The following is a 17793-nucleotide window of genomic DNA, read 5'->3' as shown; positions in this document are numbered from 1 at the left end:
GGCCCCCACCGGGGCGGCAGCCGAAAATCAACCGGACTGCGCGCCCGGCCCCCACCGGGGCGGCAGCCGAAAATCAACCGGACTGCGCGCCCGGCCCCCACCGGGGCGGCAGCCGAAAATCAACCGGACTGCGCGCCCGGCTTCCACCGGGCGGCAGCCGAATTTCGACGGCCCGGTTGCCTCTGTGACGGTGAGAGGCAGGTAAAAAGGGTGATCGTAGGCCCACTCCCCACGACCGAACCGCCGGAGGCCTTGGCAGACTGGGTCCGTGCCCCAGACTGTGCTGCTCGCCGAAGACGACCGCGCCATCCGCCACGCCCTTGAGCGTGCCCTCACCCTGGAGGGTTATGAGGTGACGGCGGTCGCGGACGGCGTGGAAGCCTTGGCGCATGCCCACCGTGACCAGCCCGACGTCCTCGTCCTCGACGTCATGATGCCCGGCATCGACGGACTCCAGGTCTGCCGTGTCCTGCGCGCCGAGGGCGACCGCACCCCGATCCTCATGCTCACCGCGCTGGTCGAGACCGCCGACCGGATCGCCGGACTGGACGCCGGCGCCGACGACTACGTCGTGAAGCCCTTCGACGTCGAAGAGGTCTTCGCCCGGCTGCGCGCGCTGCTGCGCCGCACCTCCCCGGTGACCACCGGCGCCGGTGCCGGCAGCGGCGGCGGGTCCGGCGTGGCCGACACCGGCCGGGAACCGCAGATCTCCGACCGCCAGGTCGAGGCCGCCGGACTGCGCATGGACCTCCAGGCCCGCCGGGCCTGGCGCGGCCGGCGCGAGCTGGAGCTGACCCGTACCGAGTTCGAGCTTCTCGAACTGCTCGCCAGGAACGCGGGGATCGTCCTCGACCACTCCACCATCTACGACCGTATCTGGGGCTACGACTTCGGCCCCGGTTCCAAGAACCTCGCCGTCTACGTCGGCTACCTGCGCCGTAAGCTCGACGAGCCGGGCGCCCCGCAGCTGATCCACACCGTCCGGGGCGTGGGTTACGTGCTGCGGGAGGACTGAGTGGGCCGTCTGAAGCGGCTGGCACGGCTGGAGCGGCTCAGGCGGGTGCTGACCCGGCGCCGGCCCAAGCTCGTCTCCCTGCGCACCACCTTCGTCGTCTCCTTCGCGGCCGTCACCGCCGCCGTCACGATCGTCGTCGGCATCCTGTCCTACAACGCCGCCGCCCGCCTGGTCCGCGTCGACCAGCAGTCGGTGTTCACGCAGGTCGTCTCCGACGTCCAGGACGAGGTGAAGACGCACCGGATGGTGCCGGACGACTTCTCCTCCTCCCGGCCCGGACACGATCTGGTCCGTCCGGCCCGCACCGACGTCCAGGTGCTCGGCCCGCAGGGCGAGATCGTCGACCACGGCAGCCCGGTGCTGCCCGTCACCGCCGCGGACCGGGCGACCGCCATGGCGAAGAAGGCCGGGAAGACGGCCCAGCACAAGGACGTCCGGGTCGGTGACGACCTGTTCCGGATCGCCACGGTCTCGCTCGGCGGCGGGCGGGGCGCGGTGCAGGTGGCGCAGGAGTTCAGCGACACCGAGGACCTGCTGCGGGCGCTCCAGCAGCGGACGCTGGTGCTGATGGCGGCGGTGGTCGTGGCCGCCGGGCTGTTCGGCTGGTGGCTGGCCCGGCGGATCACCCGCCGGCTGGTGATCCTCACCTCGGCCGCGGAGGACGTGGCCCGCACCCGGCAGCTGGGCATCCAGGTGCCGGTCACCGGACTCGACGAGGTGGGACGCCTGGGCCGGGCCTTCGACCGCATGCTCGGCCGCCTCGCGCAGTCGGAGGAGGACCAGCGGCGGCTCGTCCAGGACGCCGGGCACGAACTCCGCACCCCCCTCACCTCCCTCCGTACGAACATCTCCCTGCTCCGCCGTATCGACGAACTCCCGCCCGCCACCCGCGACGAACTCGTCGCCGACCTCGGCCAGGAGGCCCGCGAGCTGACCGACCTGGTCAACGAGCTGGTCGACCTCGCGGCCGGGCAGTCGGACGCGGAGCCCCCGCAGCACGTGGACCTGGCCGACATCGCGGAGGACGTGGCGGGGCTGGCCCGCCGCCGTACCGGCCGTGAGATCACGGTCCGGTTCAGCGGCGACACGAGCACCGACGGCCGCCCCGGGATGCTCCAGCGGGCCATGTCCAACCTGGTCGAGAACGCGGCCAAGTTCGACCGGGGCGGCAAGGCGCCCATCGAGATCAACGTCACCGGTCCCGCCCGGCCGGGCACGGTCCGCGTCGAGGTCCTCGACCGCGGCCCCGGTATCGCCGACGGCGACCTGATCCGCATCTTCGACCGCTTCTACCGCGCCGCCGACGCCCGCTCCCTCCCCGGCTCCGGCCTCGGCCTCTCCATCGTCCGCGAGGTCGCCATGGCGCACGGCGGCGCTCCCTTCGCCTTCCGCCGCGAGGGCGGCGGCTCGGTGATCGGGTTCACGGTGGGCGGCGGGATCGTGGGCGGCAGAGTGCCGCGGGCGTGAACCACCCCTGTCCCCGGAGTACGCCCTGTCCCCGGAGTGCGCCTCGGCATCTGTTCGGGGCGGCCGTGGGCGGGTGATGATCGGGGCATCGGTGACGGTGGGGAGGAACTCGTGCTGACCGATCAGGAGGCCGCGGCCCTCGGGTGCGTCGACGAGGCGGCGGTGGGCCGGACGCTGCTGGAGCTGATGGCCGTGCCGAGCGTGACCGGGAGCCCGGCGGAGTCGGAGTTGCAGCACCTGCTGGCCGGGCGGCTGGAGCGGCTGGGCCTGGACGTGGACCTGTGGTCCATGGACCTGCCCGCCCTGCTGGCCGATCCGGGGTTCCCGGGGATGGAAGTGGCCCGGGACGAGGCGTGGGGGCTGGTCGGGCGGACGGCCGGGGGCGGCGACGGGCCGACGCTGATCCTCCAGGGGCATGTGGATGTCGTACCGCCGGGGGACCCGGGCGCCTGGCAGGGGGATCCGTTCGTGCCGCGGGTGACCGGTGAGGCCGTCCACGGGCGCGGGGCGTGCGACATGAAGGCGGGGCTGGTGGCGCATCTCGCGGCGCTGGCCGCGATCCGGGCGGCCGGGGTGCGGTTGCGGGGGCGGGTGGCGGTGCACTTCGTGGTGGGGGAGGAGGACGGCGGGCTCGGGGCCTTCGGGACCCTGCGACGCGGGTACGACGGCGACGCCTGCGTGATCACCGAGCCGACCGCGGGGACGCTGATCACGGCGAACGCGGGGGCGCTGACCTTCCGGCTCTCCGTGCCGGGCAGGGCGGCGCACGCCAGTTCCCGGGACGCGGGCGTGAGCGCGATCGATGGCTACCTCGCGATCCACCGGGCGCTGGCCGGCCTGGAGAGGGTCCGCAACCACGCGCCCTCTCCGCTGATGGCGGAGTACCCGATCCCGTACGCCCTCTCGGTCGGCACCCTGCGGGCCGGTGACTGGGCGAGCAGCGTGCCGGACCTGCTGACCGCCGAGGGGCGCCTCGGCGTCCGGCTGGACGAGGAACCGGCCGACGCGCGGGCCGAGCTGGAGCGGTGCGTGGCCGAGGTGTGCGCCGCCGATCCGTGGCTGCGCGCGCATCCGGCGACGGTGACCTGGCCGGGCGGGCAGTTCGCGAGCGGCCGGCTGGGCGAGGGGCACCCGCTGCGGGGCGTGGTGCGGGACGCGTGTGCGGACGCCAACGGCTGGGCTTCCCGGCCCCGCGAGCGCGGGGCGCCCTACGGCAGCGACCTGCGGCTGTACGCGGGGGCCGGGATCCCGACGCTGCAGTACGGGCCGGGGGACGTCCGGGTGGCGCACAGCGCGGAGGAGCGGGTGTCGGTGCCGGAGGTGGTGGCGGTGGCCCGGACGCTGGTGCTGACGGTGCTCAGGACGGTGGGGGCCGGGTAGCGGAGGCGGGGGCGGGGCACGTAGTGGGGGCGGGTCACGTAACGGGGGCCGGGGCTTGGCAGCCCCGGCCTCGTCATGAGCCCCAGGGAACCGTGAGGAACCCTTCCGCGCGGGCGCTCGCCAGGCCGATCCGCGGGATGTCGCTGCTCCTCGCGAACAGCAGGTACCGCGGCTCCCACATCGGGCGGTACTTCGCGTTCGCCCGGTACAGGGACTCGATCTGCCACCAGCGGGAGAAGAACGTGAGGGTGCCGTGCCAGAGGCGCAGGATCGGGCCCGCGCCCAGGCGGGAACCGCGTTCGAAGACCGAGCGGAACATCGCGAAGTTCAGGGAGACCCGGTCGATCTTCAACTCGGCCGCCTGGAGGAGGAGTTCCACGACCATGAACTCCATCAGGCCGTTCTCGGAGTCGCGGTCGCGGCGCATCAGGTCCAGGGAGAGGCCCTGTTCGCCCCAGGGGACGAAGCTGAGGAGGGCGCGGGGGGTGTCCTCCGCGTCCCGGCACTCCAGCATCATGCAGCGGCCGTCCGCCGGGTCGCCGAGGCGGCCGAGCGCCATGGAGAAGCCGCGCTCGGTGGCACCGTCGCGCCAGTGGTCGGCCTTCTCCATGAGATCGGCCATCTCGTCGGCCGGGATGTCCTCGTGGCGGCGGATGCGGACCGTGTAGCCCGCCCGGCGGACCCGGTTGTGGGCCTGGCGGACGACCCGCATCGCACGGCCCTCCAGGGTGAAGTCGGCGATGTCGACGATCGCCTCGTCGCCCAGTTCCAGGGCGTCCAGGCCGTGGCGGGCGTAGATCGTGCCCGCCTCCTCGCTCGCGCCCATCACCGCCGGCGTCCAGGCGTGGCGCTGCGCCTCCGTCAGCCAGGCGTCGATCGCGCCGGGCCAGGCCTCCGGGTCGCCGATCGGGTCGCCCGAGGCGAGGCTGACACCGCCGACGACCCGGTAGGTGATCGCGGCCTTGCCGGTCGGGGAGAAGATCGCCGCCTTGTCGCGGCGCAGCGCGAAGTAGCCGAGGGAGTCGCGGGCGCCGTGCTTGTCCAGCAGGCCGCGCAGCCGGGACTCGTCCTCCGCGCTGAGCAGACGGCGGCCGCGCGGGGAGCGGAAGCCGGCGTACAGGACCAGGCAGAAGGCGGCCGCGAGGAGGATGTTGATGATGATGTCGGTCCAGCGGGGGGCGTGGACCGCGGTGACATGGTCGGCGAGCGGGCCGACGCTGACGCCCCTGAGGAGGGTGTAGGCGACCTCGTCGGGGAGGGTGGCGCCGTGGAGCTTGTTCGTCGCGTGGACGAGGAGGGTGCCCAGGCCGCCCGTGACCAGGACGCCGCCCGCGGCCACCGCCGCGGCCGTCTTCGGGTTCGACGGGTCGCCCACCGCGTTGAACTCCCGGCGGCTGATCAGCAGCGCGGCCACGAACAGGCCGGTGAGGGCGGCGGAGACCCAGTTGAAGACGTGGACGCGGTACTCGTGCTGGGTGAGCGCGAGGACGTAGAGGGCGAAGAGGGGGGTGGCCAGGCACACGTTCACCACCCACGCCGCCCGCTTGCGGCGGCGCATCACCAGCACGAAGAAGATCGCGAGCGCGGCCGAGACCAGACCGGCCGTCGCCAGGTACGGCGTGAAGAACTGGCCGGAATGGTGCGCGTGCTGCCGGTGCAGGTGCAGGGTGATACGGCCGTTGTTGTGTTCGTCGACCTCCTGGCGGAACGGGAGCGACAGCACCGCGACTATGTTCAGTACGGCGATCGCGCGCAGGTACCAGACGGTGGCGTCGGCGGCCCGCCTGCGCAGTGCGCCGCCGGGCTCGGTGCCGGGGGCGCGGCGGGCGGCGGAGGCCCGCGGGGGGTTCAGGGTCGACGGCTGTGGGGGCATGGTGACCGGTCACCTTGGGGACGTGGGACGGGGGACGGAAAAAAGGAACAGAGGGGCTGACCCTACGGCCTGTAGGTTAGCTGTGGGAGTCGCGGGGGAGAGCTGGCGCGGTACGGAAAAAGGTGTGAAACGGAGTGCGGTCCTTACCGCCTGTGCACCGCCTATGGATGCTCCCGCGCGGCCCGGCGCCGCGCCACCAGCATCCACGCCAGGTTCCCGATCGCCGCTCCCGCCAGCACCGCCGCGACGATCACCCCGCCCGTGGCCAGCCCGTCGCTGAACAGGTGCGGGCGCCGGTCGAGGGCCTGGAGGCCGAAGCCGGACAGCTCGTACACGCCCACCGCCGCGACCAGCAGGCTCGCCACCAGCACCGCCACCGTGGGGGCGAGGCTGCGCCGCGCCTCCTGTGTGTCCGTGCCCTGCATGAGTACCCCCGATGAGCTGACGAGCCGCCGTGGCCGATGGGGAACCTACAATACGTAGGGTCCCGATAGCCTCAAGGACGTGCGTATTTACATCAGCGTGGACATGGAAGGCATCACCGGGCTCGTCGACCGCGACGACGTACAGCCGGGTGGGCGGGACTACGAGCGCGGCCGGGCGATGATGGCCGAGGACGTGAACGCGGCGATCCGCGGGGCGGTGGCCGCCGGGGCGACCGAGGTGCTGGTCAACGACGCCCACGGGCCGATGCGGAACCTGCTCCCCGAGGCCCTGCACCCGGCCGCCCGCCTGGTGCGGGGCAAGCCGAAGCAGATGCTCATGCTGGAGGGGCTCACCGCGGAGTCCGACGCGGCGATATGCGTCGGGTATCACTCCCGGGCCGGTGCCCTCGGTGTCCTCAGCCACAGTTTCATGGGCCACGAGATCGAGGACATCTGGCTGGACGGGCGGCCGGTCGGGGAGATCGGGCTGGCGCATGCCACCGCCGCGGCCTTCGGGGTTCCCGTCGTGGCCCTCACGGGTGACGACGCGGCGTGCGCCGAGATGACGGCGTGGGACGAATCGGTCGCCACGGTGCCCGTGAAGTACGCCCGGGACCGGTTCGCCGCCGAGCTGCGCCCCGCCGAGGAGGCCCGCCGGGCGATCGAGGAGGCGGTCGCCGAGGCCCTCTCGCCGGTGCCGAAGCGGCCCGCCGCGCCCGAGGGGGAGTCGACCCTCGCCGTGCGCTGGCAGTCCGCCTCGGTCCCCGCCGTGCTCCTCGGCATCCCCGGGGTGACGGCCGTCGACAGCCGTACCGTCCAGGCCCGGGGCGCGCTTCCCGCCCTCTACCGCCAGTTCGGCATCTGGATGCGGGTCGCGTCCTCGCTCACCAACCAGCCGCCGTACTGCTGAGTCCCGCGGGAGGACTCAGCCGAAGCGGCCCGCGACGTAGTCGGCCGTCCGCTGGTCCTGCGGGGAGTTGAAGACGTCGTCCGTGGCGCCGTGCTCCACGATGCCGCCCGGGGTGCCCTGTTCGGCCAGGAAGAACGCGCACTGCTGGGAGACACGCGCGGCCTGCTGCATGTTGTGGGTGACGATCACGATCGTCACCTGGCCGGCCAGGTCCTGGATCGTCTCCTCCACCCGCCGGGTGGAGGTGGGGTCCAGGGCCGAGCAGGGCTCGTCCATGAGGAGGACCCGGGGGCGGACCGCCAGCGCGCGTGCGATGCACAGACGCTGCTGCTGACCGCCGGACAGGGCGCCGCCGGGCTGGCGGAGCCGGTCGCGGACCTCCTTCCAGAGGCCGGCGCGGGTCAGGGACTCCTCGACCAGCTCGTCCTTCTCCCGGCGGCCGGCCTTGGCGCCGGTCAGCTTCAGGCCCGCCACCACGTTGTCGTAGATCGACATCGCGGGGAACGGGTTCGGCTTCTGGAAGACCATGCCGATCCTGCGGCGGGCGTCGGTCAGCCGCCAGGACGCGTCGTAGATGTCCTCGCCCTCGAACAGCACCTCGCCGCCGAACTGCGCCGAGGGGATCATCTCGTGCATCCGGTTGAGGGTGCGCAGGAACGTCGACTTGCCGCAGCCGGACGGGCCGATGAGCGCGGTCACCTCGCCCGCGGGCATGGTCAGCGACACCCGGCTGAGCACCTGGTGGGAGCCGAACCACGCGGAGACGGAACGGGCTTCCAGGGTGGCCGGGGCAGGGCCTTCCACCGCAGTGGCGGCGGGGAGTACGACGGTGTCGGTCATCGCGGTGTCGGTCATCTCATTCACCTAGGTTCACAGCAGATTCGGCAGCAGTTCGGTGGTCCGCGTCGCGACCTGGAGGCCGAGCACCGCGACGACCGGGGCGAAGACGATCCAGGTCTGGTGGCGGCCCCAGCGGTGCCAGGCCCAGACGGCGGCCACGGCGCAGAGCAGCAGCGCCTGCAGCCACATCACCAGCGGCCACGGCACCCCGGAGGGGCGGGCCAGCGGCTCCTCGGAGGCCGGCAGGGTGCCGGCCCGGATCACGGCCGACGGGGTCTGGAACGGCTCGGAGACCAGGTCGGCATCGACGCGCAGGATGCCCGAGGGCATGAACTTCGGGCCCGTCGCCGTGATCAGCACGATCCGGCTCTTGCCGGCGGCGAGCGCGGTCGGCGCCGGGTCCCCGGCCCGTCGTACGTCGATGACCTGGTACTTCGCCTTGCCCTGGCCGGTGATCACGGTGAACGTGTCGCCGGTGGCGAGCCGGGAGAGCTTGCCGAACGGGCCGCCGTACGCCGCGCCGCGGCCCATCAGCACGCTGGTGCCGGCCTGGCCGGGCATCGGGGTGTCCCGGCGGTGCCCGGGGCCGTCCGTCAGCACGGAGGAGTCGGTGCCCTCCAGGACGACCTGGCTCAGGCCCAGCTCCGGTACGTCGATGAGCGCGACCGGCGTGCCGGGTGCCAGCAGCTTGCCGTCCAGGCCGGTCTGCGCCACCGGGGCGGTACCGAGGGCGAGTTGTTCGCGCAGCTGGTCGAAGTCGGCGTGCTGCGCGGAGTGTTCCTGGGCGCCGCTGACCACCAGCAGCTGCGCGGTGATGCCGAGCAGCAGGGCGGCGAGGCTGAGCAGTCCGCCGCGCGAGAGGTGGCGGACGAAGGTGAGGCTGCGGACGGGCCTGCGCGGCACGGCCGGAGCCAGAGCTTTCGGTGTCGGTACGGCGACGGTCATGGCGGCCCGCCTCCTTCGGGGAATCGGTGCGGGGCCGCCGGGAGCCGCGAGGCTCCCGGCGGGCCCGTCAGACGGTCACTTGGAGGTGATGGTGAAGTTGGCGCCGGCCTTCGAGTTCACGGTCGAGGAACCGACGTAGAAGGCGTGCAGGGTGTGCTTGCCCTTGGCCAGCTTCGGCAGGGTGACGACGACCTTGCCGCCGCTCAGGGTGCCGGTCGCGATGACCTTGGAGCCCTGGTAGATGCGGACGGTGCCGGTCGGGGTGGTGCCGGACGCGGTGACCTTGACGGTGACCTTGGCCTTGGCGGTGTGGCTCACCGAGGTCGGGGCGGAGGTGGAGACCGACGCCGTCGCCTTGGTGATCTTCAGGGAGACGGTCGTCGAGGACGAGTTCAGCTTGGTGCTGCCGCCGTAGGACACCGTCAGGGAGTGCGTGGCGACCTTGAGGTGGTTCGACAGGCCGATGGTGACCTTGCCGGACGCGTCCAGGGTGCCGGTGCCGAGGGTGGTGGAGCCCTCCTTCACCGTGACCTTGCCGCTCGCGGTGACGCTGTGCGAGCCGGCGACGGTGACGGCGACCTTCGGGACCTTGCCGTAGGCGGTGGTGGCGGTGGTGGCGGTCGTGGTGCTCTTGTACTGGACCGCGCCGGTCCAGGTGGCCGCCGCGCCGGTGCCGTTGAGGTTGTTGGCGGTGACCGTGGCGGTGTAGGTGCCGGTGGCCAGGCCGGTGAAGGAGTACGACGTGGTGGACGCCGTCAGGTCCTTCGTGGCGACGACGCCGCCGTCCGCGTCGGTCAGGGTCACCCGGTAGTCGGTGACCGGCAGGCCGGTGGCGGAGGGGGCGGTCCAGGACAGGTTGACGCTCGCGTCGCCCACCGAGGACTTCAGGGTGGGGGCGCCGGGCACCGAGGTGTCGACGCCGGACTCCTCCAGGCCGCCGAGCTTGGCGTGCTTGGCGACGGAGATCGAGCCGTTGTAGGACTCGTTGACGAAGCCGAACGCGGCGATGACCTTCTCCGCGTTGTCCGACGCCAGCTCGGCGGTGTGGCTGCCGCTGGTGACGAAGACGTCGTACAGGTCCTTGTCGAAGAAGATGCTGGTGGTGTCGATCGCCCGGCTCGGCACGACGTTGTAGACGTCGCGGCCGAAGGTCGAGTTGTCGTAGTAGGCGGTGACCGGGGACAGCTTGCCGTTCACCGTGGTGACCGGGCTGGTGGCGCCGGTGTCGCCGGGCAGCTGGATGGAGGCCAGGTGGCCGCCGGCCGCGACCGCGGTGGTGCTGTAGTCGGGGGAGACGCCGTTGTTCTGGGCGATCCAGGAACCGACGGAGAACGGGACGAGCGCGCCGTCCTCGGTGAGGGCCGCGTTGGCCTGGTTCTCCTGGACGGTGGTGACGTTCGGGGAGAGCGTCGCGTCGGTCAGGCCGATCGCCGCGAGGAAGAACTTGCGGGTGCCGGAACCGGACTGCGGGATCCGCGGGTGCACGGTCTGGCCGTTCACCGTGGTGAGCGTGCCCGAGTAGATGTCGTGCAGCTGGTCCACGGTCAGCGTGTCCAGGCCCGAGCCCTTGACCGCGACGCCGACCGCGTCACGCGCCATCGGGATGTAGGTCAGCGCGGTGCCGGAGGCCGACGGGCCGCCGGAGGAACGGGCGAAGTCGACCTGGTTGCTGATGGAGACACCGGCGCTGGTCGGGTACTTGTCGCCGGTCAGCGCCTCGCTGAGGGCGAGACGGCCGTTGCCGGAGCCGTTCGGGCGCAGGAAGGACGGGCCGTCGGTACGGGTCTTGATGGAGGAGCTGGTGGAGCCGGTGCCGGGCTCGATCGCGTCGTACGACGCGATGCCCGCGCCGTTCGTCGACTTCACGGCGGTGGCGGAGTAGCTGGTGCCGTTGACGGTGTCGCCCGCCAGGGCGTTCAGCACGTCCTGGGTGGTGTCCGAGCCCACGCCGACCAGCTGGCGGAAGGCACCGGCGTCCGGGTCGGCGACCGCCGGAGTGGCGAGGGCCAGGCCGCCGGCCACCACGGCAGCGGCGACGAGCGCCGCCGAAGAGCGCAGATTGCGCATCGTGAGTCTCCTGAGAAGAGCTAGCTGGGGTGTTGCTGAGGGATCTGGCAGGGTGGTACGGGCCGTCCGCCCCGACTGCCTTTCGGGGCGGGCGGCCGTCTGTGGGGGAGCACTTGGCTCCGTGAGGGGCAGCGCCCCTTCTTTTAGGGGCGCGGGGCGTTATCCATTTGCGGCTCCGCCGCGTGGGCGCGACCAGCCACGACGAGTCCGCAGCCGACGAACGGCCGCAGTCACCGTGGCCACCGACAGCTGACGCCCGCCGGCGAACGGCGCACCCACTCCGGCGACCGCCCCGAGCGCGGCCCCGACCGGGACGGCGTACTTCAGCGGATTCGCCGGGTCGGCCGGGGTGTTGCCCGCGGCCGTGGTCTGCAGCGCCTTGCCGCCGTCGAACGACGCCTTCGCGCTGGGCGTGGCACTGGAACCGCCGCTCGGCGTGGTGCCCGTGCCGGCGCCACCGGTCGTGCCCCCGTCGACCCCGGTCGTGCCGGAGGGGTTGCCACCGGAGGTGTCCGTGCCGCCGCCGTCCGCCGAGCCGCTGCTCGTGGAGGTCGGGCCGGTGTAGTCGAGCAGCGCCTTCGCCGCCTTCACGGTCTGTGCGCGCAGCTTCGTGGAGAGCGGGGCGTAGCCGTCGGGCAGCTTGCCCGGGTCGGCGCCCGGCGTCTGGCCGGTGCCGGAGGCGTAGCGCAGCAGGGCCGCGTAGTCCTCGCGGGCGGCCTTGCTCACCTTGCCGGGCCGCACCGCCGCGTAGACCAGCTCGGTGAGCGGGTAGGCGCCCTTCGCCGTGGCGTTGGCCGGGGTGACCTCGGCGACGCCGGAGCCGGTGGCGGTCGCGGCGGCCGCGGTCAGGCCGGCCGTGCTCGGGGCCACGTACTTGCCGGCGGTGTTCTTCAGCGCCGCGGTCTGCAGGCCGTACCGGGCCGCGGAGGCCGTGTCCGTGATCGTGATGATGAAGCGCGAGCCGACCGTCTGCGGGCCCGGGCTCTTGTACGCCTGCGGGCTGGACAGCGCGTCCCAGCTGGACTTCCACAGGGTGTCCGCGCGCCGGGTGTGCAGGGCGCCGGAGTGCATGTCGTCCACGTAGGGGTGGAAGTCGGTCATGCACTGGGTGGCCGTGGACGGCGCGTCCGAGCCGGGCGGCACCGTGCACCACGGGTCGCTCTTCGGGTAGTCGTCGGTGCTCGACGGGTCGAAGGCGATATTGGTCGGGTTCAGGTCCGCGTTGGTGCTGTAGTACGGGTTGACCCGCATACCGTCGTCGTCCGGGACACCGGCGAGGAACTGCCGGGCGTCCTTGTCGGCGAGGATCCACTGCCAGACCGCGCGGGCGGTGTCGGAGTGGCCGAGCGAGGTGATCAGGTCGGTGTCGGTGGCCGGGGTCTCGGCGACCGACAGGTACTGGAACTCCGGGTTCAGCGCGATGAACTCGGGGTCGGAGGCGATACCGGCCGGGTTGCTCTTCGCCCAGCCGTACCCCTTGGAGGCGGTGCCGTTGATGATCGAACCCCAGGTGGAGTTGCGGTACGACTCGGTGAGGAGCTTGGCGACCAGGCGGGGGTTGAGCTTGATGGACTCGACCTTGGTGCCGGCGAGTTTCCTGATGCTGTCCGGTGCGTCGGACTTGGCTCTTCGCTCGATCGTGAAGCCGATGACGGCTCCGGAGAGCGCGACCGGTGCGTAGGTCGTCGTACCCGATGGCGCCGTGGTGCCGGTGTCGGCGCCCAGTTTGCGGGTGGTGAAGGCCATGCCGGTGGAGGAGGGGTCCGAGGTCAGCCGGGACCGGGTGTCCGGCTCGCCGAGCTCGGTGTAGCCGTACACCTTGCCGACCGAGCAGAGCTGGGACTGCCAGCTGGTCATCGCGTCGGCCACCAGTTCGCTGCCCGTGGTGGCGCGTTCGTCGGCGCCGAGGGCGCAGTTGGTGCCGACGCTGTTGAAGTTCAGCTTGACCGCGATCCGGTTCTTCCAGTTGGTGGAGGAGACCGGGGAGCCCGCGTTGACCTGGCTCTTGTCCGCGTACGGCTGTCCGTCCAGGTCCAGGTGGCCCTGCGGGACGATCACCAGCCAGCAGGAGCGGGGCTTGGAGACGCCGTCGGTGGTGACGGGGACGCCGCAGCCGAGGTGCGGCGCCTCGTTGGCGGTCTGGACCTCGAAGAACTCCTTGCCGGTGCCGTCGGCGCCGGTGCGGGCGAAGTCGATCTCGTTGGTGGTGTTGTAGTTGAACAGCGCGTTGTTCTGGGTGTTCGTGGTGATCGTGGTGCCGTCGACCGACTTGAAGGGGACCTCGCCGCCGGCGTTCGGGTTGGCGGCGCCGTACCGGTTGTCCTGGCCGTAGTTGGTCGGGTCGGCGCTGTAGAAGACCTGCCGGGTGTCGTCCAGGCTGTTGCCCGGCCAGCTGGTGCGGTTGGTGGTCGGGGAGGCGCCGTACTGGCACTGGGTGCGCGCCGGGCCCGGGTTGGACGGGACCGTGCCGTCGTCGTCGCCCCAGCACTGCATGATCTGCACGAAGTCCGTGTTGAACTGCGTGCCCGCGAAGGTCGTCGCGGTACCGCCGGTCCAGCTCACCGTGACGGCCTGGCTGGTGAGGTCCTTGGTCTGGGAGACCGTGAACTTCATGTCCTTGAACTCACCGCGCCCGGAGACGGTCACGGCGGAGCCGGTGGCCGCGGTGGCGGTGGGGGCGGCCTGGGCGACCGCGAGTCCGGCGAGGGCGCCGACCGTGGCGCCGGCGAGGAGCCGTATCAGCGCGTTGCGTATCCGGGTCCGTCTCATCGCGAACTCCCGTCGTTCGGGCGGTCGTTGCTCTTGCTGCCGACCAGGCGGGAGACCAGCGAGGGCAGCAGGAGCAGCCCGAAGATCAGGAGCGCGGCCAGCAGCATCAGCGTCTGGGTGCCGGTCCAGCCGTGCGCGGTGGCCACGGCGACGGGCTGGGCCAGGGCGACCGTGCCGTCGGCGGACGTACCGCCCGAGGCGCCGGTGCCGCCGGAGCCGCTGCCGTCCGGGGAGATGGTCTGGCCGGTGTCGGGGTCGACGGAGGGCTGGGCGCTGCCGCCGCCGGAGCCGGAGGCGCCGCCGGTCGCGGAGCCCGTGCCGCCGGTGCCGCCCGAGGTGCCGCCGGTGCTGGAGGAGCCGCCGCTGCTGCTGCCGCTGCCGGAGCCGGTCTGGGCGCCGCCGCTGCCGGTGGTGCAGGGCGCGGCACCCTTCTTGTCACAGGCGGCCGGGTAGGGCGCGGTCTGCGCCAGCTTGTTCTCGCCGTTCGCGGTGAACGTCGGGTTGTTGCAGTTCTTGATGTTGATGTTCTGCGCCTGCACGCCCGGGATCCGGCGGATCTGGTCGAAACCGGCCTGGACGAGGTTGATCGGCAGTGGCGAGTAGCCGAGGCTCGGCGCCTGTTGCTGGCCCTGGCACATGAAGTAGTACGAGAACGCGCCGAGCGTCTTGCCCTTGGCCTCGGTGAAGGTGCCCTGCACCTTCAGCGGCAGGATCATGTACGAGTAGCTGGACAGCGGGTAGTTGCGCTTGTCGCTGTCGTTGTAGACGCCGTCGAGCTGCTGGGTGAGGTAGTCCGCCGAGTTCTTGTTGGTGTTGATCTGCGCCTTGAGAAGGGAGACCGCCACGTTCTGCGGGGTGGGCTCGGTGTAGTAGCCCGCGTGGTTCAGGACCTTGGCGACCGGGTAGTGCGCGTTGAGCGCGTACGAGTAGTTGACGTACCCGATGGCGCCCTCGCCGTAGTTCTGGGCGACGTAGCCGGCGACGCCGAGGTCACCGGACTGGGCGATCATGCCGGAGAGGGTGGGGTAGTACGACGTCTGCCCGCACGATCCCGAGCGGCCGACCTTGGCGCAGTAGGCGTTCCACAGCGACTTGTGCTGGTTCGCCATCCACATCGTGAACTGGGCGGTGGAGCCGGAGCCGTCGGAGCGGACGACGGGGACGATGGTGCGGTGCGGCAGCTGCAGGCCGGGGTTGTCGGCCTTGACCGCCGGGTCGTCCCAGCTCTTGATGACCCCGGTGAAGATCTTGGTGACCACGTCGCCGGAGAGCCGGAGGTTGGTGACCTTCTTGCCGTTGACGGTGAGGTGGTACATGAACACCGTGCCGCCGGCGACGATCGGCATGTAGGCGTACGAGCCCTGCGCGGGGCGTTCGGCCGCGCTGCCGTCGGTGGGGTTCGTCTGGAACGGGATGTCGGAGACGGCGAAGTCGACGGTGCCGGAGAGGAACTGGCGGCGGCCGTCCGACGAACCGGTGCCGGCGTAGCTGATCCGCATGCCGTTCTTGTTGACGTCGCGCCGCCACTGGTCGACGGCGTTCTCGGCCCAGGTGGAGCCGGCGCCGGCGATGGGGGTGTACGAGTCGGCGACGGCCGGGGTACCGGCGATCGTGCCGAGGATGCCGAGTAGCGCGGCCAGGATGCCCAGCCGTCGTAGGGCGTTGATGACTTGGCTGGACATCAGTGCTCGTCTCCTGCGGAGGACGGGGGCTGTTCGCCGTCGGTGGGTGCGGGCTCGTCGTGGCTGGGCGCGCAGTTCCCCGCGCCCCTGGGGGAGTTGGTCTCGTCCTCGTTCTCCGAGGAACCGGTCTCGAACAGCTCAAGTCCCGGGGTGTGCAGAGTGCTGAACCTCTCCGCGTCGCGACGCGAAGCCCTCGCCGCCCGTTTCGCCTGGCGCTTGTTCTGGTGGCCGGGGCCGCGGCCGCCGATCACGCGGGCGATCGCGAAGAGGACCAGGACCAGGGCCATCAGGACCGCCGCCGCGCCGAAGCCGCGGGCGATCATCGTCGGTTCCGGGGACTTGACGAAGTTGAAGACGGCCAGCGGGAGGGAGATCATCGGGCCGTTGGTCGGGTCCGCGTTGAGTGCCGCCGTGAAGCCCGCCGTGAGGAGGACCGGGGAGGTCTCGCCGATGCCGCGCGCGGTGCCGAGGATGACGGCGGTCGCGAGGCCCGAGCGGGCCGTCGGCAGGACCACGTGCCACACCGTCCGCCAGCGCGGGGCGCCGAGGGCCTCCGACGCCTCGGTGAGGTTCCCGGGCACCAGCCGCAGCACCACGTCCGCCGCGCGGATCACGATCGGCAGCATCATCACGCTGATCGCGAAGCCCGCCGCCAGGCCCGACTTCTGCATGCCGAGGCCGAGGATCCAGACGGCGTAGACCATCAGGCCGGCCACGATCGACGGCAGCGCGGTCATCGCCTCGACGATCGTGCGGACGAACCGGGAGAAGCGGCCGCGGATCTGGTTCAGGTACACCGCGCAGGCCAGGCCCAGCGGGACCGTGATCGCCAGCGCGATGGTGATCATGATGAGCGTGCCGAGCATGGCGTGCGCGATACCGCCGTCGGTCAGCGGGTCGAGCGGGCCGGCCGCCTGCATGTCCTGGGTGAAGAAGTTGCCGTGCGGCAGGGCCTCGCGGCCGCGCCACGCGGTGAAGCCGACGACCAGCGTGAGCGCGAGGAACATCAGTCCGCCCGCGGTCCACAGGACGACGGTCATGACCCGGTCCCGTACCGCCTGCCCGTCCTCCTCAAGCCCTGTCAACACCGCGTAGATACCGAGGAAAGAAAGGTAGGCGGTGACGAAGAGCCCCAACGCGCCCGAGAAGGGGGCGAGTTCGCCGAAGAGGAGGATGGCGACGCACAGCCCGGAGGCGGCGGCGCCGAGCAGGGACAGCACCCCGGAGCGGGTGAACCCGCCGATCCGGCGCGGTACGTCGGGGACGTCGGCGACCGCGTCGTCCGCGGGGAGGTCCTCGGGGGCGTCCTCGGGAACGTCGGGAACGTCCTTCTCAAGGTCTACGACGGTCATCGTCACGCCTCGCTCTGTGCGCCGGACCGTGACCGGGCCACGATCGAGGAGGCGGTGAAGTTGACCGCCAGGGTGAGCAGGAACAGTGCGAGGCCAGCGGCCATCAGCGCCGACATGCCGAACGTGGAGGCATCGCCGTAGTGCAGGGCGATGAGGGAGGAGACGGAGTTCGAGCCGGTCTGCAGGATGTGCGGCTGGATGGTGAAGACCGGGGAGATGATCAGGTAGACCGCGATGGTCTCGCCGAGCGCCCGGCCGAGGCCCAGCATGGTGCCGCCGATGATCCCGCCCATGCCGTACGGCAGTACGACCGCGCGGATCATGCCCCAGCGGGTGGCGCCGAGCGCGTAGGCGCCCTCGCGTTCGCCGGCCGGTGCCTGGGCGAACACCTCGCGCATCACCGAGCACTGGATCGGCGCGACCATCAGCGCGACGACGATGCCGGCGACGAAGGTGGAGGCGGTGTAGACGCTCTGGGAGGCGAGCGGTTCGCCCGGCTGGGTGCCGTCGACGTGCAGGAAGGGGATCCATCCGAACCAGTCCGACAGCCACCGGGACAGTCCGATGACGTGCTCCTGGAGGAAGAACAGCCCCCACAGGCCGTAGACCACGGACGGCACGGCGGCCATCAGGTCGACCATGGTGACGAGCGTGCGGCGCAGTCCCCGGGGCGCGACGTCCGAGATGAACAGCGCGGTGCCGACGGCCAGCGGCACACTGATGGTGACGGCCACGGCGGCGATGAGCAGGGTGCCGGTGAGCACGGCCGCGATGCCGAACCTGTGCACGTCCGGCTGCCATTCGGCGGTCGTGAGGAAGGCCCAGACACCCCGGGTTCTCAGCGCCTGTCCGGCCCGGAGCAGCAGGAACAGCCCTACGGCGGCCATGATGGCCAGGACGATGCCACCCGTTGCGGTCAACTGGAACCGGAAGATCCGGTCCCCGAGCCCTCGGGCGGTCGACAGCCGCCTGGGCACGGGTCTTTCGGATTCCGCCCCTGCGGAACCCTCGAGCGCGGACACCACTGTGCCCCCCCTATACGGAAGCGTTTCTCCCCAACACGGCTCC

The 17793-nt window shown here is 71.7% G+C and carries 13 protein-coding genes; 4 read left to right on the top strand and 9 right to left on the bottom strand.

Going from position 1 to position 17793, the window contains the following annotated elements:
• Positions 1–280 precede the first annotated feature (280 nt).
• The 3 genes from AB0D85_RS45680 (at position 281) to AB0D85_RS45670 (ending at position 3862) form a co-directional block, all read left to right on the top strand.
• On the top strand, positions 281–1015 hold the full coding sequence (locus tag AB0D85_RS45680; protein WP_362335280.1) for a response regulator transcription factor: 735 nt from the start codon (positions 281–283) through the stop codon (positions 1013–1015).
• Positions 1016–1042: 27 nt separating this feature from the next.
• Positions 1043–2482: a HAMP domain-containing sensor histidine kinase gene (locus tag AB0D85_RS45675; protein WP_362335277.1), complete on the top strand. Its 1440-nt coding sequence runs from the start codon at positions 1043–1045 to the stop codon at positions 2480–2482.
• A 111-nt stretch (positions 2483–2593) separates the two neighbouring features.
• Positions 2594–3862, top strand: coding sequence for an ArgE/DapE family deacylase (locus AB0D85_RS45670; RefSeq protein WP_362335157.1), 1269 nt, complete (start codon positions 2594–2596; stop codon positions 3860–3862).
• Between the two features lie 73 nt (positions 3863–3935).
• On the opposite strand, the gene AB0D85_RS45665 is transcribed toward AB0D85_RS45670, so the two are convergent.
• Together AB0D85_RS45665 and AB0D85_RS45660 are read right to left on the bottom strand one after the other, a co-directional pair.
• Entirely contained in the window at positions 3936–5735 is a 1800-nt protein-coding gene (locus AB0D85_RS45665; protein ID WP_362335154.1) for a phosphatidylglycerol lysyltransferase domain-containing protein, read from the bottom strand.
• Positions 5736–5896: 161 nt separating this feature from the next.
• A complete protein-coding gene (locus AB0D85_RS45660; protein ID WP_362335151.1) occupies positions 5897–6160 on the bottom strand; it encodes a hypothetical protein in 264 nt (87 codons plus the stop codon).
• A 79-nt stretch (positions 6161–6239) separates the two neighbouring features.
• Here AB0D85_RS45660 and AB0D85_RS45655 point away from each other — a divergent pair, with 79 nt between their 5' ends.
• Positions 6240–7070 (top strand): M55 family metallopeptidase, encoded by an 831-nt coding sequence (locus tag AB0D85_RS45655; RefSeq protein WP_362335148.1) that lies wholly within the window; start codon positions 6240–6242, stop codon positions 7068–7070.
• Positions 7071–7085: 15 nt separating this feature from the next.
• On the opposite strand, the gene pstB is transcribed toward AB0D85_RS45655, so the two are convergent.
• The 7 genes from pstB to pstC all read right to left on the bottom strand — a co-directional run bounded on the left by pstB (position 7086) and on the right by pstC (position 17702).
• Positions 7086–7910, bottom strand: a complete 825-nt coding sequence (pstB, locus tag AB0D85_RS45650; RefSeq protein WP_362335274.1) for a phosphate ABC transporter ATP-binding protein PstB — start codon at positions 7908–7910, stop codon at positions 7086–7088.
• A 30-nt stretch (positions 7911–7940) separates the two neighbouring features.
• Positions 7941–8855: a sortase gene (locus tag AB0D85_RS45645; protein WP_362335144.1), complete on the bottom strand. Its 915-nt coding sequence runs from the start codon at positions 8853–8855 to the stop codon at positions 7941–7943.
• A 75-nt stretch (positions 8856–8930) separates the two neighbouring features.
• A complete protein-coding gene (locus AB0D85_RS45640) occupies positions 8931–10922 on the bottom strand; it encodes an Ig-like domain repeat protein (protein ID WP_362335141.1) in 1992 nt (663 codons plus the stop codon).
• A gap of 159 nt (positions 10923–11081) precedes the next feature.
• The gene (locus AB0D85_RS45635) at positions 11082–13691 is read right to left on the bottom strand and encodes a hypothetical protein (RefSeq protein ID WP_362335138.1); all 2610 of its coding nucleotides are present in this window, start codon (positions 13689–13691) and stop codon (positions 11082–11084) included.
• The gene (gene pstS, locus AB0D85_RS45630; RefSeq protein ID WP_362335135.1) at positions 13688–15373 is read right to left on the bottom strand and encodes a phosphate ABC transporter substrate-binding protein PstS; all 1686 of its coding nucleotides are present in this window, start codon (positions 15371–15373) and stop codon (positions 13688–13690) included. Before pstS ends, AB0D85_RS45635 begins: the two co-directional genes overlap by 4 nt.
• On the bottom strand, positions 15373–16725 hold the full coding sequence (gene pstA / locus AB0D85_RS45625) for a phosphate ABC transporter permease PstA (RefSeq protein WP_362335132.1): 1353 nt from the start codon (positions 16723–16725) through the stop codon (positions 15373–15375). Before pstA ends, pstS begins: the two co-directional genes overlap by 1 nt.
• Before the next feature lie 2 nt (positions 16726–16727).
• Entirely contained in the window at positions 16728–17702 is a 975-nt protein-coding gene (gene pstC / locus AB0D85_RS45620; RefSeq protein WP_362335129.1) for a phosphate ABC transporter permease subunit PstC, read from the bottom strand.
• Positions 17703–17793 lie beyond the last annotated feature (91 nt).

Origin of the sequence: Streptomyces sp. NPDC048277, assembly GCF_040652235.1 — a bacterium.
In the GTDB taxonomy this organism is placed as follows: Bacteria; Actinomycetota; Actinomycetes; order Streptomycetales; family Streptomycetaceae; genus Streptomyces.
This window is presented reverse-complemented; position numbering and strand designations above follow the sequence as displayed.

Bases quoted from the DNA above. Each gene is read 5' to 3' on its own strand.
- AB0D85_RS45660 (WP_362335151.1), bottom strand. From the start codon at position 6,160: ATGCAGGGCACGGACACACAGGAGGCGCGGCGCAGCCTCGCCCCCACG.
- AB0D85_RS45645 (WP_362335144.1), bottom strand. From the start codon at position 8,855: ATGACCGTCGCCGTACCGACACCGAAAGCTCTGGCTCCGGCCGTGCCG.
- pstA (WP_362335132.1), bottom strand. From the start codon at position 16,725: ATGACCGTCGTAGACCTTGAGAAGGACGTTCCCGACGTTCCCGAGGAC.
- AB0D85_RS45635 (WP_362335138.1), bottom strand. From the start codon at position 13,691: ATGAGACGGACCCGGATACGCAACGCGCTGATACGGCTCCTCGCCGGC.
- AB0D85_RS45665 (WP_362335154.1), bottom strand. From the start codon at position 5,735: ATGCCCCCACAGCCGTCGACCCTGAACCCCCCGCGGGCCTCCGCCGCC.
- pstS (WP_362335135.1), bottom strand. From the start codon at position 15,373: ATGTCCAGCCAAGTCATCAACGCCCTACGACGGCTGGGCATCCTGGCC.
- AB0D85_RS45640 (WP_362335141.1), bottom strand. From the start codon at position 10,922: ATGCGCAATCTGCGCTCTTCGGCGGCGCTCGTCGCCGCTGCCGTGGTG.
- pstB (WP_362335274.1), bottom strand. From the start codon at position 7,910: ATGACCGACACCGTCGTACTCCCCGCCGCCACTGCGGTGGAAGGCCCT.